The following is a 15,984-nucleotide window of genomic DNA, read 5'->3' on the forward strand; positions in this document are numbered from 1 at the left end:
AAATGTGCTGGAAAACTGGCTTAAATCCTGGGGTTTTCGGCAAGTTCGTGCTATAAAAGAGCATGGCCGAAAGCGACCCATCCGACGAGCTCGTCCAGCTTCGCGCTGAGGTTGCCGTCGTTCGGGAGCGGGCCGAGCAGGCCCAGGTAAAGCTGTTCGTAGCCGAGGCCGAGGTCGCGAAAGTTTGGGCGATCAACGCTGATCTGCTGGCCCGCAACGCCCACCTCGAACTGATGAACGAGACGATGCGCCGCGACAAATACGGCGCGAGTTCCGAGCGCAGCCGGCGTCTGCTGGGTCAGCTCGAACTCACCTTCGAGGAACTCGAGGCCAATGCCAGCGAGGCCGAACTGCTTGGCCAAATTGCAGCCGACAAGACCAGCACGGTGGCAGCGTTCACCCGCAAGCGTTCCACCCGCCGCGACTTCCCGGCCGACGTGCCGCGCGAGAAGGTCGTTATCCCGGCGCCAGAACTTTGCCCGTGCTGCGGCTCGGACGATCTGAGCCATCTGCCCCCGGCGATCACCGAAACGCTCGAGAGAGTTCCCGCCCGCCACAAGGTGATCCAGACGGTCCGGGAAAAGGTCTCATGCCGTAAGTGCGAGAAGATCAGCCACCCACCGGCACCCTTCCACGTGACGCCGCGCGGGATGTTCGGGCCGCACTTCCTGGCAAACCTGGCCTTCCAGAAGTACGGTCTGCACCAGCCCCTCAATAGCCAGCGTGATCGGCTCGAGGCCGAAGGCATCCCCTTGAGCCTCTCGACGCTCGCGGATCAGATCGGCGCGATCTGCGTGGCGGTGAAACCCCTGTTCCTGCTGCTGGAGGCTCATGGGCTCGCCGCTGACCGCCTGCATGCCGACGACACCACCGTTCCACTTCTGGCCAAACTGAAAACCAGCGTGGCGCGGATATGGGACTATGTGCGCGACGATCGCCCGTTCGGCGGCCCGGCGCCGCCAGTGGCGCTGTGCTACTACTCCAGCGATCGCAGGGGCGAGCATCCGCGCGCCCACCTGGCCGGCTATACCGGTATTCTCCAGGTCGACAGGTATGCCGGCTTCAATGCCCTGTTCGAGGAAGGCTGGGCCGATAAGCCCATGACGCGCGCAAATTGCTGGGTTCATGCACGCCGGGAATTCTTCAAGCTCGTCGACATCCGGCAGCAGCTCAAGCGCAACAAGAAAAAGGGCACCGCGCCGCTCATCTCGCCGCTGGCGACCGAGGCGCTCGAGATCATTGATCGGCTCTTTGCCATCGAGCGCGACATCAACGGCAAGCCTTCCGCCGAGCGCCTGGCCGTTCGCCAGGAGCTGTCCGCTCCGATCGTTGCCGAACTGGAGGCATGGATGCACGAGACGCGCAGCAAGCTCTCTCGTCACGATGTCGTGGCCAAGGCCATCGCCTACCTTCAGAACGACTGGGCGGGCTTCACCACATTCCTCGCCGATGGCCGGATCTGCCTCTCGAACAACGCCGCGGAACGCCAACTGCGCAGCGTTGCTCGGGGAAGAAAAGCCTGGTTGTTTGTGGGCTCAGATCGCGGCGGCCAGCGCGCCGCGATGATGTTCAGCCTGTTCGGCACGGCTCGGCTCAACGACGTTGATCCGCTCGCCTGGTTCACCGACGTCCTCGCCCGGATCGCCGACATCCCACAGAACCGCCTTCACGAACTCCTCCCTTGGCGTACGCCTCCGTTGAGAGTCGCCTTCCCCCGGGCGTGATGGACCGCTCTTAAGTTCGCTCTTGAGAGCGGTCGTAGGAGCGGTTTTGTGGGTCAGATCACGGTTTTCGGCGGGCCTGAGCGTCGGCGACGCTGGCGTGAGGACGAGCGGGCGAAGATTCTGTCCGAGGCATTCTCACCGGGTGCCTGCGTGGCACGGATAGCCCGGCAGTATGATGTGTCGACGGCGTTGGTTTACACTTGGCGCCGCAAAGCTGAAGTGCAGGCCGCTGCGTCGCCGGCGGAGGTCGGCTTCGTCGAAGCTGTCGTGCTTGACGAGGCAGACGGCAACCAGTTGTCATCTGCGCCAGCTGTTGTGGTGGATTTGCCTGGCGGGCGACGCGTGAACATCTTCGCCTCGGCGCCGCCGGATGTGGCTGCTGCTGTTCTGAAGGCGCTGATCCGATGATCCCGGTCCCGAGCGGCGGTAAGGTCTGGCTCGCGCTAGGGCATACAGACATGCGCCGGGGAATGAGGTCGCTGGCCTTGCAGGTTCAGCAGTCGCTGAACAAGGACGTCCATGCTGGTGACCTTTATGTCTTCCGGGGCCGGAGCGGGTCGCTTTGCAAAATTCTGTGGCATGACGGCCTCGGGATGTCCTTATACGCAAAACGTCTGGAAAAAGGGCGTTTTGTGTGGCCCGCCGCAAAGGACGGGACGGTCGCGATCTCGGCTTCAGCGATGGCTTGCCTGCTCGAGGGCATAGACTGGCGTAACCCTCAGGAGACCTGGCGCCCGACACAGGTTGGCTGATCCCCGGCGTCAATCAAGGTGAGAAAAAGCGCACCTGTCCGGGTACTTTGGCGGGCAAAATGTGCTGGAAAACTGGCTTAAATCCTGGGGTTTTCGGCAAGTTCGTGCTATAAAAGAGCATGGCCGAAAGCGACCCATCCGACGAGCTCGTCCAGCTTCGCGCTGAGGTTGCCGTCGTTCGGGAGCGGGCCGAGCAGGCCCAGGTAAAGCTGTTCGTAGCCGAGGCCGAGGTCGCGAAAGTTTGGGCGATCAACGCTGATCTGCTGGCCCGCAACGCCCACCTCGAACTGATGAACGAGACGATGCGCCGCGACAAATACGGCGCGAGTTCCGAGCGCAGCCGGCGTCTGCTGGGTCAGCTCGAACTCACCTTCGAGGAACTCGAGGCCAATGCCAGCGAGGCCGAACTGCTTGGCCAAATTGCAGCCGACAAGACCAGCACGGTGGCAGCGTTCACCCGCAAGCGTTCCACCCGCCGCGACTTCCCGGCCGACGTGCCGCGCGAGAAGGTCGTTATCCCGGCGCCAGAACTTTGCCCGTGCTGCGGCTCGGACGATCTGAGCCATCTGCCCCCGGCGATCACCGAAACGCTCGAGAGAGTTCCCGCCCGCCACAAGGTGATCCAGACGGTCCGGGAAAAGGTCTCATGCCGTAAGTGCGAGAAGATCAGCCACCCACCGGCACCCTTCCACGTGACGCCGCGCGGGATGTTCGGGCCGCACTTCCTGGCAAACCTGGCCTTCCAGAAGTACGGTCTGCACCAGCCCCTCAATAGCCAGCGTGATCGGCTCGAGGCCGAAGGCATCCCCTTGAGCCTCTCGACGCTCGCGGATCAGATCGGCGCGATCTGCGTGGCGGTGAAACCCCTGTTCCTGCTGCTGGAGGCTCATGGGCTCGCCGCTGACCGCCTGCATGCCGACGACACCACCGTTCCACTTCTGGCCAAACTGAAAACCAGCGTGGCGCGGATATGGGACTATGTGCGCGACGATCGCCCGTTCGGCGGCCCGGCGCCGCCAGTGGCGCTGTGCTACTACTCCAGCGATCGCAGGGGCGAGCATCCGCGCGCCCACCTGGCCGGCTATACCGGTATTCTCCAGGTCGACAGGTATGCCGGCTTCAATGCCCTGTTCGAGGAAGGCTGGGCCGATAAGCCCATGACGCGCGCAAATTGCTGGGTTCATGCACGCCGGGAATTCTTCAAGCTCGTCGACATCCGGCAGCAGCTCAAGCGCAACAAGAAAAAGGGCACCGCGCCGCTCATCTCGCCGCTGGCGACCGAGGCGCTCGAGATCATTGATCGGCTCTTTGCCATCGAGCGCGACATCAACGGCAAGCCTTCCGCCGAGCGCCTGGCCGTTCGCCAGGAGCTGTCCGCTCCGATCGTTGCCGAACTGGAGGCATGGATGCACGAGACGCGCAGCAAGCTCTCTCGTCACGATGTCGTGGCCAAGGCCATCGCCTACCTTCAGAACGACTGGGCGGGCTTCACCACATTCCTCGCCGATGGCCGGATCTGCCTCTCGAACAACGCCGCGGAACGCCAACTGCGCAGCGTTGCTCGGGGAAGAAAAGCCTGGTTGTTTGTGGGCTCAGATCGCGGCGGCCAGCGCGCCGCGATGATGTTCAGCCTGTTCGGCACGGCTCGGCTCAACGACGTTGATCCGCTCGCCTGGTTCACCGACGTCCTCGCCCGGATCGCCGACATCCCACAGAACCGCCTTCACGAACTCCTCCCTTGGCATTGGAAAGCTGCTCAGCAGCAGGCCGCCGAAGAAATCGCCGCCTGAACCACGGTACCGCGACAACTCGCGGCGGCTATCGGATGCGTACCCCTTGGCATTGGAAAGCTGCTCAGCAGCAGGCCGCCGAAGAAATCGCCGCCTGAACCACGGTACCGCGACAACTCGCGGCGGCTATCGGATGCGTACGGTCCTGAGCAGGGCTGCATTCAAGCCAACCACGCGCTGCGAAAGCTGACAGCGAGCATTCAAGCATCAGATAGCTGAGCGCTTCCCATGAATGCGGACAGGATAGACATTATGAAAGAGGAACTTATCGATCGGGGCCGAGATACGGCTCGGGGTGAAGGATATCTTCTGCGCCAACAATTGCGTGAAACCTATTCTGCCGATCGCAGGAATCTGCGAGAAAGCCCGTGATAGAGCTTGTCCTTGCAAACGGATTGGGCAGCAAAGTCGGCAATAAGTGCAGAACCGAGGAGAGGCATCATAAGCCCTCGGCTTGCGGTTGTCTCTGAAATGATGATGACTGCAGTTAACGGCGCTCTGACGACACCTGTAAAGTAAGCCACCATGCCCAGCAAAACGATTGTGCCCGGCGGGTAGGTCGGAAATATGGAGCGCAACAAGTCGCCAATGCCTGCGCCTATCGACAGCGAGGGCGCGAAGATACCTCCAGGCAGTCCTGAAACGGCAGTGGCGAGCGTAGTCATAAATTTAGCAGCACCGAACCAGGCTGGAGCCGCATCGCCCTCGACGATGCTTCGCGCAGTTTCGTACCCTGTCCCCCAAGTCAATCCGGTCAGGGTGCCGACAACCGCAACTACAAGACCGCACAGAAGCGCAAACAGCACCGGGTGCGCGCGTAACCAAGCCATAGGGGCGATCGACGTCGTTCCGGCGGCAAGCATCAGCCGCGAAAAGAGACCTCCGGCAACACCGCCTGCCACGCCTGCGATCGGCGCGGCTATGATGGCTTGGGATACGCCAAGCGTCTGACGCATCGCCCCGAAGTAGATATAGTCGCCGGCAAGTCCCAAACTTACCATGCCCGCGATCAGGACTGCAGCCATCACCAGCAGCGTCATGCGCTGCTCATACGCTGCAGCCAGTTCCTCGATAGCAAAGGCGACGCCAGCAAGAGGCGTGTTGAACGCCGCGGCGACACCGGCAGCGCCGCCTGCAATATAGACCGAGGACCGAATGGGAATGCGCATCAATCGGTGCATCCGGCCCATGATCGCTGCAGCGATCTGAACGGTCGGCCCCTCGCGTCCCACCGACGCGCCAACCAGTAGGGCGGTCGTTGTCAGGAAGAATTTGGCGATAGCAGCACGCGCTGAAACGAACGTCGATAAGGCGGCTTCAGGATTTTTCGTGGCCGCCATCACCTGTGGAATGCCTGACCCTCTTGCGAGAGGCGCAAAGCGGTTCGTCAGCCAAACAATGCCTGCAAAGCCGAGGGGCGTTACGATGAGCGGTAGCCACCGGTATCGATTATAAACAGCGTGAAAAAGCGTGTTGGCCCTGTCCGCGATATCCGCAAACAGCAAGGCAACCAGTCCAACCAGCACTGCGCCACCCAGGAAGGCCACGCGCCGCCGCCATATCAAGGCCTCCGGGCCATGACGACGAAGGAGTACGCGTAAGCGGCGGGGCAGCAAGATGGACAGCGACTTCACAAGAATAACAACTCAGCTTTGGTGCGATAAATGGGCGTCAAAAAATCCCATGGGTGTTTCATCGCATCATGTCCACCCAATGAAAACTGCCTCCTGAAAAGCCGGAGCGCTTCATAGCTGTACCGATGCGCGGCAGATACTCCGCCAGTTACCAAAGCTCAGTCTAACGTAGCTGCGCGAACTCGTTCTCCAGCGCCCGAAGTTGTTCTCGGGAAGTCACATTGGGGGCCAGGACGGACAGAGCCCTCGGCGACATATCTCCTCGCCGACCACTTACGTTCACCAGGCCAGGCGCCACGCGCGCCACGATACCCGCCGTCACCGGATTGGATAGGAGATCCCTCAAGGCAGTGTCGATGGAACGACCTTGACGCGCCGGCACGGGAAGGGTCGATGCCCAATCGCCCCACGCGCTGGCCTGACGTCCGACCGGCATGAGCGTTTCGAAAAAATGGCTCAGTCCATCGCGTTGGAGATAGGCGCTCGGCGGCAGGAAATCATCGCCAAGCCGGGTCAGCCAACTGTCCAGATCGCGCTCCAGAGCGTTGCGTGTGGCGGCCATCGCGGGATCATCGACGCGATTGCGCATCTGATAGGGATCGTCGCGATTATCATAGAGCAGCCAAGGTCCGTGCAACGATCGCACAAAGGTATGGCGCGCCGTCCTCACCCCTCGATAGGCGTCGATCCCATGGGTGCGCGCGGTCGTGATCGGGACGGGCATGCTCAAAAAGGCACTGGTCGGCGCGGCCTTGTCCGTATGTCCCAGCAGGGACGGCGAAAAATCATGCCCCTGTAAACCTTCAGGCACGGGCACGCCCGCAAGGCCAAGCAAGGTGGGCATCACATCGGGTGAATTAAGCGGCACATCAATATGCTTGGAACCGGTGCCCAATTTGCGCGGATAGCGCAGCATGAAAGGAACACGTACGGATTCTTCCCAAGGATAGATCTTATAATCAAGCCCTTGTGACCATGCCATTTCGCCATGGTCCGACGCGAATATGACGATCGTGTCCTCAGCGCCCAAACGGTCGAGGGATAGCATCAACCGCGCGAAACAGTCGTCCAACGCCGCAATAGCGGCGTAATAGCCACGCAGTTCCTCGATCGCCTTTGCCCGGTCCGCTTCTGGCACATTGGGGCGAAGGACCAGATCCTTGTCCCGATAGAGGCGGTCATAGGCTTCGGGCGCGGAATAGGGAAAATGGGGTGGCCCCCACGACAACATAAGGAAATAGGGATCGTCCTTGCCATGATGCGCTTCGATAAAATTCAGTGCGTCGTCCGTCTGCGCTATCGCATCATAGCCCTGCCAGTAGCGCGGACGGATGTCGTCGCCCGCATAATAGATTGAATGATTATAGTCGTGGGTGCATTCGGCGGCCTTCCAATATTGGAAACCGAAGCGCTTATCCGGTGGGATGGGTTCGAGGCGCCGTTCATAACGTCCTTCCGGGCTGCCATGCAGATGCCACTTGCCAATATAGCCAGTTTGATAACCAGCTTGGGCAAACGCCTCGCCCAGGGTGATATGACGGGGCACTAACGGCACATCGTTGATATAGACTCCATGCGTGAGTGCATGGTCCCCCGTCATCAGTGATGCGCGAGCGGGGCAACAGACAGGCGTGCCCGCTACCGCCTGATCGAAGCTCACTGCCTCTTGCCAGAAGCGATCCAACGCCGGCGTGCGGGCATTGACGTCGCCGCGATGGTTGAAAGCCTGCGCTCGCCATTCGTCCGCCAGCACGAACAGGATATTGGGCCGCTTGCCTGTTTTCGGTCGGGCAACGGCCGCCTGACCGGACAGTGTTGCCGCCATGCCGGTCATGCCGAGCAGAAAATGCTTTCGAGTCATGCGCATCGACATCGGCTATACCTTCTAGTCGTCAAAGTCGGGAAACTGTCGATCATGGAAGTCGAGCGAGGTTCGCGTCCTCCAGTTTTCGTCGTGCGACCGGGATCAACTTGATTTCTCCCATCAACCCGGCGGGTAACAGCGGCTCGTCCCCGGTAAAAGATTGGGGCGCTGAACGCCCGAGCCGGTTCTGCAATATCCAGGTTTGCGGCTGCGATGCCCTTCGGTCGCCGATCAAGCGATTGCGCCAACTATTGGCGACTTTAATCGAAAGCCGATTGCGACCGTCGACCAACGCCTCGCTGATGTCTAGCGGACGACCGGGGATCCACATCGTCCCCATCGTCCGGCCGTTCACCGTGACCTCAGCGATGTTGGCGCATTGCTCAATCGACAGCAGCCAGCGCAATCCCTTCAATGATCGATGCTTGAAACACGTCACATAGCTGGCCGTGCCCGAATGAAATCGGATCGCGTCATCTGTCTCCTGCGTCCAGGATCGCAGAGCGGTCACCTGCTTCATGTGCGAACGCGGCTGGTTGTCGAAGCGGATGTCCCACGGACCGCCAAGAATATGGTGGGGAGGCAAGGCATCAACGCGCACGGAATGGCTGCGCCCGCCGCCCGTGGAAAGCGTCCAATGTCCGGACGCCGTCACATCGACGAACGCCCCCTGACGATCTGGGCTGATCACAAGTGCCGAAATGTCTGCCGCCGTGGAGGCAACGAGAGGGCTGGTGTCGCGATGATCGGCCATGAGGATAACCGATGCCACGGGGCCGAGAGAAAGGCGTACCGCCGTTCCATCCAAACGAGCCTGTCGCGAGGGCAATAGATGCTCCCTGCCATCGACCGGATCAATCATGCGTATTTGTCTTCCGGTCGTCCGCAAATGCAGATCGAGGTCCAAACTATTGTCGCTTTGGTTCGACAGGAAAAACACGTCACGCTCAGGGGTAATTCTGTGCGTCCACCTAAGCTCAGGCACAACGCCCTCGATCGCTGGTGCTAGACCCAGGTCGCCCAGAATATGTGCGAGATCGCCGGTTTGATGGACCTTGACCTGGCTCGAAGAGGCGTTGGAGGCAGGCCACAAGATGTCGATGATCCTAAGCGTTTCCTCCAGCTTCGTCCGCTCCTGCAAGCTCGAAAGTGGCCGCGGTTTGGGGCCAAACAGCGTTGCGCCCTCCGCAACCAGCTGGTTCAGCTTCACCGCAGTGCGATGGCTGATGGTCAAATCCGGCGGTATTACCAGCATCGCATAGGAAGCGCCGCTGGGCAGTATGATCCGCCCGTCCTTGACCGAAGCCAGGGTCCAGAGCGCGTCCGCGTTAAGGGAAGTGAAGGCATGACCGGGCGGCGGCGCTGGTTCCAAATTGTCCTTCACATAAGCACGCGCCGGAATGTCTTCACCCATGAAGTAACAAAGGTCGGCGACCATGCGCCCCTGTTGCAGCCAATGCTGGCAACGCGACAGATAGCCGATCCATGCGCCCGCCATCGGCCACCAGGTCTGCGAGGGGCTGAAGAAAGCGCCAAGGCCGAACAAGGTTATGCCGGGCTTGCGATCTGGAAATGCCTGATGCGCCCAGACGTGCAGGATCATGCGATTGACGCCAAGGCAGAAATTCTCGTCGCCTTGCCGCTTGAAGGAGAAAGGATGCTCGCTCCAGTCGAGCCCACCGGTCCATGCTTCCGCGCCGACAATCTGCTTGCCATACACCTGTGCGGCGGAAGCGGCTTCCATGACGTCGCTTGGCTTGTCGCTATTATGGCGCGCATGCCAGAACTCCCCGCATGGCAGGTCGACATCGCGGAAGATCGCCAAGCCATCGCTGGGAAAGCTGGCATTGGCAGGTTCCGAGGAAAACAGACAATCATGCTGATGCGCCAGGCGCGCAATGGTGCCGAAGAAGCTTTCGGGCAAGAGTTCACCGATCGTCCTGCGCCAGTCCGTGAGGAAGCCATCGACGGTCAAGGCATCGTTTACGGGGATGCCGACCAGAACAAGCAGCAACGGGCCTACATCATAGCCTCGTCTTTCCTTAAAAGCCTCTAACAGGCGCGGAGACCAATTCTGCCCGCGCCCCTCCCAACTATCCATGTGCAATGTTTTGAGGATTTGCGGCGACAGCGAAGGCCCGACACGGCGGATTGCTTCGCCAAACCAGCGGTCGAACTGCATTGCCACGGCTTGCGGATCGAACTTGTCACATTCCAGCCCGCCCATGCGTCCAGAGGGTGATGTGGTCTTGCCATTTGTCGTCGCGCCCACACGCACGACCATCCAGCGCCTCTTATCAGACGGGCGCCAGCGGCAAGCACCGGAAGGCGAGACTTGATCGGAAATGTCAATGATGTCGCTAATTGCCACGCAATGACGGCTTGGCAGCATCGCTTCCGTTATGGGATCGGCAAATCCCCATGCCTCGCCCGATCGCACTTGACGGCAATCGACCACCGGCTGTGCGGAAAGGGTCAACGACGCCAGTTGCAGAGTTTGGCTTGCCGCCATACGGCCATCATGGCCGCTGGAAACAGGCACGCTCTGCGGATCATGCACGAACCGGAAATAGCGTGCGCGAACGGGCGGTATGGCATGGTCCAGCTCGACGAGGTTCGCCTGCCAGCCCAGTTGCGGTGCGCGCAGGCGATGCACCGTATGGAATGATTGACCATCATCGCTTGCCTGGACGATCAAGCTGTTTGCAGCCGTACTATAGCCCAGCGAGAGAAAGGGCAGGATTGCGACCGACTGGCTCCGGATTGTAACGCTAGCGAGCGCGAAAGGACGATCGAACGAATATTGTATCCAGCCGGCCTCTTGCGTGTCGATGACATTATCCGGCTGACCGGTGTTACGAAGGCGATCGGGCTGGTCTATGGCCCAACTTGTCAATACGCCGGTGCAACGGGAACCGCCGTCATGCCAGGCGTCCGGTACGGGAAAGGCGAAGCTCGCGACGTCTCGATAGTAGTTCTCACGGGCTAATGGCTGAGGTAGCGAGGTCGCGCCAGCGTCGTGCGACAGGTGGCTGACCGTCCACACGATTTGCTGCGCTGATTTTTCCGGTGTGACCCACGCTCCGCCCGCTGTGCCCCATCCATCGCACATGTTCATCCCAATGGTTATGCCGCGATCGCGCGCATGCATCGTGGCAAGGCGCACCATCTCCCACCATTGTGGACTGTGTGATTCTACCGGCGGCGCGATCAGCGTCGCTTCACTGACCCCGCCGATGTTGAAGATGATCGCACCTGCAATGCCCGCGCCATACATGGCATCGAGATCTGCTATGATGCCTTCGCGTGTAATGTTGGCATCCAGCCAATACCAATAGACCCAAGGGCCTGCTCCAGCTTCGATCCCTTCACCCTCGGCTGGCGCCGCGAGCGTACCGCCAGGCATGGCGAACGCAGCGCCCAAACCAGCAGTCGCTTTGAGCAGCGTCCTGCGATGCAAGGTCGAGAAATGATCCATCATATCTCCATCGACAGGTGACAGAGCCGAAGCGCCGTCACCTGTCTGGCAGGCTGGCTCAGAATTTCGCGCCGAGGGTGACGAAAAAAGCGCGAGGCTGGTTCAGCAGGATGTTGAAGGGGGCGGCTGGATTGGCCGCAACCGCCGCAGGCGTGAGCGTCTGCCGATTGAGCGCGGTGAGCAGGGCGCCTGAAGGTGCCCAAGACAATACGCCCTTGGAATTGAACAGGTTATTCACGTTCGCACCGACGCTCAAATTCTCGCTGAGGTTCCAGTTCAGGCCAAAGTCCACCTCATGATAGGCGGGCAGATTGAAGGCATTATAACGGTTGGCCGGCCGCTTTCCCAAATAGCGCCAGGTCAGGAAGGTGGAGAAGGTGTCCGTCGGCGAATAGCGCAAGGTAGACGTCGACATGATTTCAGCGGCATTGTCCGCCTTGCCGTTCGGAACCCGGATGATCGTATCGTCGGCGGGACCGGGCGCACCGAAATTATAAGTGGCGAAATCCTTGGACTTCGACTTTTGCAGCGTCAGCGCGACGCGAAGGTTGAGGCGATCGACCAGATCGGCATCCGCTTCGACCTCGACACCATAGGTCATAGTCTGCGACAACAATGGTGCGGGAACGTAGGAAGTGCCATCTGGATTGCTGCCAAAAGCCGTGGTCCCGACATTGCTGAGCTTGCTGTAGAAGGGGGTGAGGGTCGCGCGAACCCAGTCGCGGCGGAAGCGATAGCCGGCCTCGATCTGTTGGATTTTCTGGGGAATGGGCGTTACATTCTGTAGTTCGGCCAGTGTGTCATAAGTGGTGAAAAAGCCAAGGTCGGGCGCTTTCTTACCCTGCGAGTAGCGGACATAAACAGAATTGCTTTCGTCGAACTTATAAGTCGCCGCAGTCGAGAAGGAGAGAAAATCGAGATTAAAGCGATATTCGTACGGTGCCTGATAGGTAACGGCAAAATTGTCGTAGAGCGTGTCCACATTGCCATCAAGGCCGCCATAGCTGCTGCTGCCCGATTGGGGATTGGCGATCGCTACGTCGTTGGAACCCTTGTTGCGGATATATTCATATCGCAACGCCCCCTCCAGCGTCAGCCCATCCACGACCTCATAGTCCGCACCGCCGAAGACAGAGAATTGCCGCTGCTTGCCGCGGAACGGCGTTCCCGCGAAACGTTGTCCGATCCCGGCGAAGCCATCAGCCGTCGTCACCTGCTGCACGGCCCCGTTTGGCGTCGTCAGCGTGATGTTGAGCATATGCGGTTGATTTTGGAGTGTCGACACGCCGAAGCCGGCCCCGCCGCCATATTGGTTGACATTGGCGTCGGAGAAGAAGGCGCCCAGCGTGATGCTGCCGCGATCAAGCTTCTTGGAAATGCTGAACTGGTCCATGATCTCCCGGACCCGCGGATTATAGTTGAAGGCGGTCTGTGTAATGATCGCGTTCTGCAAGACCTGCTGATTGGGCAGGTTGTTCAGCAGCACCGTGCGTGCACCGTTCGCATTTCGGACCTGCGCCAGCAATTGGCCAGTCACGACGTCGCGGTATGAATATACGCCATTCGCGGAGGTGTTCAACAATGTATTGGTGAAGCCATCGGTAATTGGCAGAGCGAAGGCCAAGGCGGAACTGTCATAATCCGCCTTGTTCCAGTTCACCTTGAAGTTGTTGCGGACCGTCCATCCACTGTCGAAGTTGTGATCGAACTTCAGGCCCAGAACTTTCGCGGTCGCGTGGACGACATTGCGCCCGTTCCACTGCTTCGTCGGCCCGTTCACGGTCTCGACATAGTTGTGCGGCGAAGCGGGGATCAGGAAGGAATCGTAGCGGGATATACCCTGCGCGAGGCGCGGATTGCTAAAGTCTCTTCCAGGCTGGAACTCATAGAAAGCGTTATGATCGTCCTGATATTTGCCATAAAGCAGGATTGATCCATCGCCATAATCCCACAATAAATTGGCTTTGACCTGGCCACCCCGGTTCATCGGATAGGCGTTGTCGCGGGCGCCCTTATTATATCGATAGAAGCCGCTGACGCTATAATAGAGGGCATTCTCGCCGATCTGGCCGCCGGCACGAGCGTCAAACCGATAATAGGGATTGCGGCCATCGCCTTCCAGCCCCAGGCGGGTGCGCATTTCCAGGCCAGGGCTGTCGCGCCCGGTCTTCGAGATATAGTTGAAGATTCCGCCTGGCGCATTAGGCCCAGTCACAACCGCAGTACCGCCGCGCAGGGCTTCCAGCCGCTCCAGGCTCAAATCCTGACGGTAGAAAAAATCCGGTGTGTAATTGTTGAACGTGACGTTGGTAACCGGCAGACCGTCTTCCTGCATGGAGACATAATAATAGCCGGTTGCAGCTTCAGTGGAGTTGGCGGAGATGCCGCGCGAATAAACAATGTTGCGTACTTCACCCAGGGCTGAGTTCACAAAGACGCCCGGTACGTTGCGCAATAGATCGGCAGCGCTTGCCGGTACGGACTGTTGTAACGTCGCTGCATCAAGTGTCGACACCGCGACGGACACAGGAGCCCGCGCACTCAGCGTTCCGGTGACGACGATGTCAGCAGGCGCGGGAGCTTCCTGCGATACCCGCTCCGACACCGTGCCGACGCCCGCCGCATTCTCCTGCCCGCGGCCTTGCTCGGCTTCCAGTACGAAGGCGCCGCCCGGCGTGCGCAGCCCGCGCAATCCCGATCCCTGCAGCAAGATGGACAAGGCTTGGTCAGGCGAATAGCGCCCTGAAACCGGGCGGGCACGCTTTCCGCGCACCAGACCGGGCGAGTAAAGGATTTGCTGGCGGGTCTGCACGATGAACTGGTTCAGCCCCTGATCGAGTGAGGAGGCTGCAATGCGCACCGCAACTTGCTGTGAGCGGACTTCGGCCTGCGCGGAGGCGATTGTCGCGCCAGTAGCGACAGAGATAGCTAATAAGGACGACACAGAAAAACGGATCATCAACCCCTCCCAAAACTTGTGCGGCCCCATTTTGTTGGGGACCTTATTCTCCAAGACGCAGGGAAGGCCGGTATGCGAACCGGACTATGAGAAATTTGTGAAAAAACCTGTTCGACCGAACCAGCACCACCTCAGCGCGAAACATGGCGCAGCATGATACGGCCATGCTGGCCAGGTCGGCTCTCGACATGGAAGCCGATGGCGAGCGCTTCGGTGAAGGCCTGAAAAGATCCGGTATGGAACGCGCCGCTAACTTTGATCTGGGCAGTCTTATCGTCAGCCAAGACTAGCTGCATTTCGCTATAGCGGTTCATTTCCGCTACGGCTTGAGACAAGGGAAGATTATCAAACCGGATAATGCCTTCGCGCCAACCCGCCCAGTCTGCCGGGTTCTTTACTGGGCGCAATGTCGCGCCCGCCGGACCCACGATCAATAATTGCCGGGGAACCATCGCGATATCGACAGCCTCAGATGTGGACCGCGCTGGTCGAACAGAAACCTTGCCCTCTGCCAGCATGATTTCCGTTTCATCCTGCTTTATACGCACGTCGAAGGCTGTACCATGGGCTTCCACCCGTTGTCCGCCAGCAAAAACAAGGAAAGGCCTGTCCTTTTGCTTGGCAACTTCGAACCAGGCCTGTCCAGCGTCCAGCATCACACGGCGCTCCGACGCTGTATAAGCGACCCTGATCCGACTGGCCGTGTTTAGCGTGACACGAGATCCATCGCCCAGGGCCAGCGTCAGTTTCTGGCCGACTGCCGTCTGAAACTGCTGCGCATCGGGAAAAGCGACTTGCGCCGATTTTACAGATTCGGGCCGTTCGGAACTGGCCGAGCGATAAAGCGTGTAGATCGGTATCACGACCACCGCCAGCGCGAGCAGCAAAGCGACGGTCGTTACGCCTGCGGAGCGATCCGACGCTTTGCCACGCAATGCGAGCCGTGCAAGAGTCTGCTGGCGCAACGAAAGGATTTCAGGCGCATCGGCCATGCCGCGGACGGCGTCCTGGCCAGCTTTGACACGTGCATAGGCGGCGTCATGAGCGGGATTGGCGCGCCAGCGATCGAATTCGGCCGACACATGTGCGGATTCTGCATCATTCATGCGTGCATGCCAATGCACCGCCTCCGCATCCAAATCGTTCAGATGTTCAGCGATGACGCCAATCCTCCAGCGCGTGAATCACATGAGCCAGCGCGCGCGCATAATGTTTCTCCACCGCACGGCGGGAAATGCCAATAGCCGCAGCGATATCGTTCATGCGGCACTCCTCAAAAACCCGCAGGACGAAGATATCGCGCGATCTTTCTGGGAGTGCCAGCAAGGCTTCCCGCAACCGCGATATCGCTTCCCTACCTTCCAAGACGCGCAGCGGCGTCATATCCGAACCCGGCACTATATTTTCGTCCAGGCTCAGATGCTGCGTAATCTGCCGGGCTGAGTCGCGCCTTGCCTTGTCGCGCAGGCTGCTCGCCGCCGTCACGAACAGATAATGTTCGGGCTTTTCGATCGAAAGCGGGTCCGGCAGCGCGCTTAGCCGCAGAAAAACGTCCTGCACAAGATCTGGCACATCGTGTTGATTGGTAACGCGGCGTTCGAAATAGCGGGTCAACGGACGCGCATAGAGGCGAGCAAGCCGATTGAGCAAGCTGTAGCGCGCTCTGTCCGAGTGCTTTTGCTCCAGCGCCTGGTTCTCCAAAGCTTCGCCCTTCTAATCGGAGGCTGACCAGCTTCTGCTAGCAGCGTTGCAGCTGTTTGAGCAAGTTGTAACCTCTTTATTC

General features: G+C 59.8%; 10 protein-coding genes. 4 read left to right on the forward strand and 6 right to left on the reverse strand.

Annotated features, from left to right (window positions below; translation table 11 throughout):
* The first annotated feature begins 62 nt into the window (after nucleotides 1-62).
* From tnpC (U5A82_RS01290) to tnpC (U5A82_RS01305), 4 genes are all read left to right on the forward strand, one after another.
* Nucleotides 63-1,724, forward strand: coding sequence for an IS66 family transposase (gene tnpC, locus U5A82_RS01290; protein WP_326288040.1), 1,662 nt, complete (start codon nucleotides 63-65; stop codon nucleotides 1,722-1,724).
* 48 nt (nucleotides 1,725-1,772) lie between these two features.
* Nucleotides 1,773-2,132: an IS66-like element accessory protein TnpA gene (gene tnpA / locus U5A82_RS01295; RefSeq protein WP_326288038.1), complete on the forward strand. Its 360-nt coding sequence runs from the start codon at nucleotides 1,773-1,775 to the stop codon at nucleotides 2,130-2,132.
* Complete coding sequence (gene tnpB / locus U5A82_RS01300; protein WP_043149800.1) at nucleotides 2,129-2,476, forward strand: IS66 family insertion sequence element accessory protein TnpB; 348 nt, start codon at nucleotides 2,129-2,131, stop codon at nucleotides 2,474-2,476. The genes tnpA and tnpB overlap by 4 nt, the downstream gene beginning before the upstream one ends.
* 119 nt (nucleotides 2,477-2,595) lie before the next feature.
* The gene (gene tnpC / locus U5A82_RS01305) at nucleotides 2,596-4,266 is read left to right on the forward strand and encodes an IS66 family transposase (protein ID WP_326288042.1); all 1,671 of its coding nucleotides are present in this window, start codon (nucleotides 2,596-2,598) and stop codon (nucleotides 4,264-4,266) included.
* Nucleotides 4,267-4,598: 332 nt separating this feature from the next.
* On the opposite strand, the gene U5A82_RS01310 is transcribed toward tnpC (U5A82_RS01305), so the two are convergent.
* The 6 genes from U5A82_RS01310 to U5A82_RS01335 form a co-directional block, all read right to left on the reverse strand.
* Nucleotides 4,599-5,813 (reverse strand): chloride channel protein, encoded by a 1,215-nt coding sequence (locus tag U5A82_RS01310; RefSeq protein ID WP_326288044.1) that lies wholly within the window; start codon nucleotides 5,811-5,813, stop codon nucleotides 4,599-4,601.
* A 250-nt stretch (nucleotides 5,814-6,063) separates the two neighbouring features.
* Nucleotides 6,064-7,761, reverse strand: coding sequence for a sulfatase family protein (locus U5A82_RS01315; protein WP_326288046.1), 1,698 nt, complete (start codon nucleotides 7,759-7,761; stop codon nucleotides 6,064-6,066).
* A gap of 52 nt (nucleotides 7,762-7,813) precedes the next feature.
* Nucleotides 7,814-11,245 (reverse strand): glycosyl hydrolase, encoded by a 3,432-nt coding sequence (locus U5A82_RS01320; RefSeq protein WP_326288048.1) that lies wholly within the window; start codon nucleotides 11,243-11,245, stop codon nucleotides 7,814-7,816.
* 55 nt (nucleotides 11,246-11,300) lie between these two features.
* Nucleotides 11,301-14,201, reverse strand: coding sequence for a TonB-dependent receptor (locus tag U5A82_RS01325; protein ID WP_326288050.1), 2,901 nt, complete (start codon nucleotides 14,199-14,201; stop codon nucleotides 11,301-11,303).
* 131 nt (nucleotides 14,202-14,332) lie between these two features.
* Nucleotides 14,333-15,283, reverse strand: coding sequence for a FecR family protein (locus U5A82_RS01330; RefSeq protein ID WP_326288052.1), 951 nt, complete (start codon nucleotides 15,281-15,283; stop codon nucleotides 14,333-14,335).
* Nucleotides 15,284-15,353: 70 nt separating this feature from the next.
* Complete coding sequence (locus U5A82_RS01335; protein ID WP_326288053.1) at nucleotides 15,354-15,902, reverse strand: RNA polymerase sigma factor; 549 nt, start codon at nucleotides 15,900-15,902, stop codon at nucleotides 15,354-15,356.
* Between the last annotated feature and the right edge of the window lie 82 nt (nucleotides 15,903-15,984).

Source organism: Sphingobium sp. CR2-8 (assembly GCF_035818615.1).
Classification (GTDB): domain Bacteria; phylum Pseudomonadota; class Alphaproteobacteria; order Sphingomonadales; family Sphingomonadaceae; genus Sphingobium.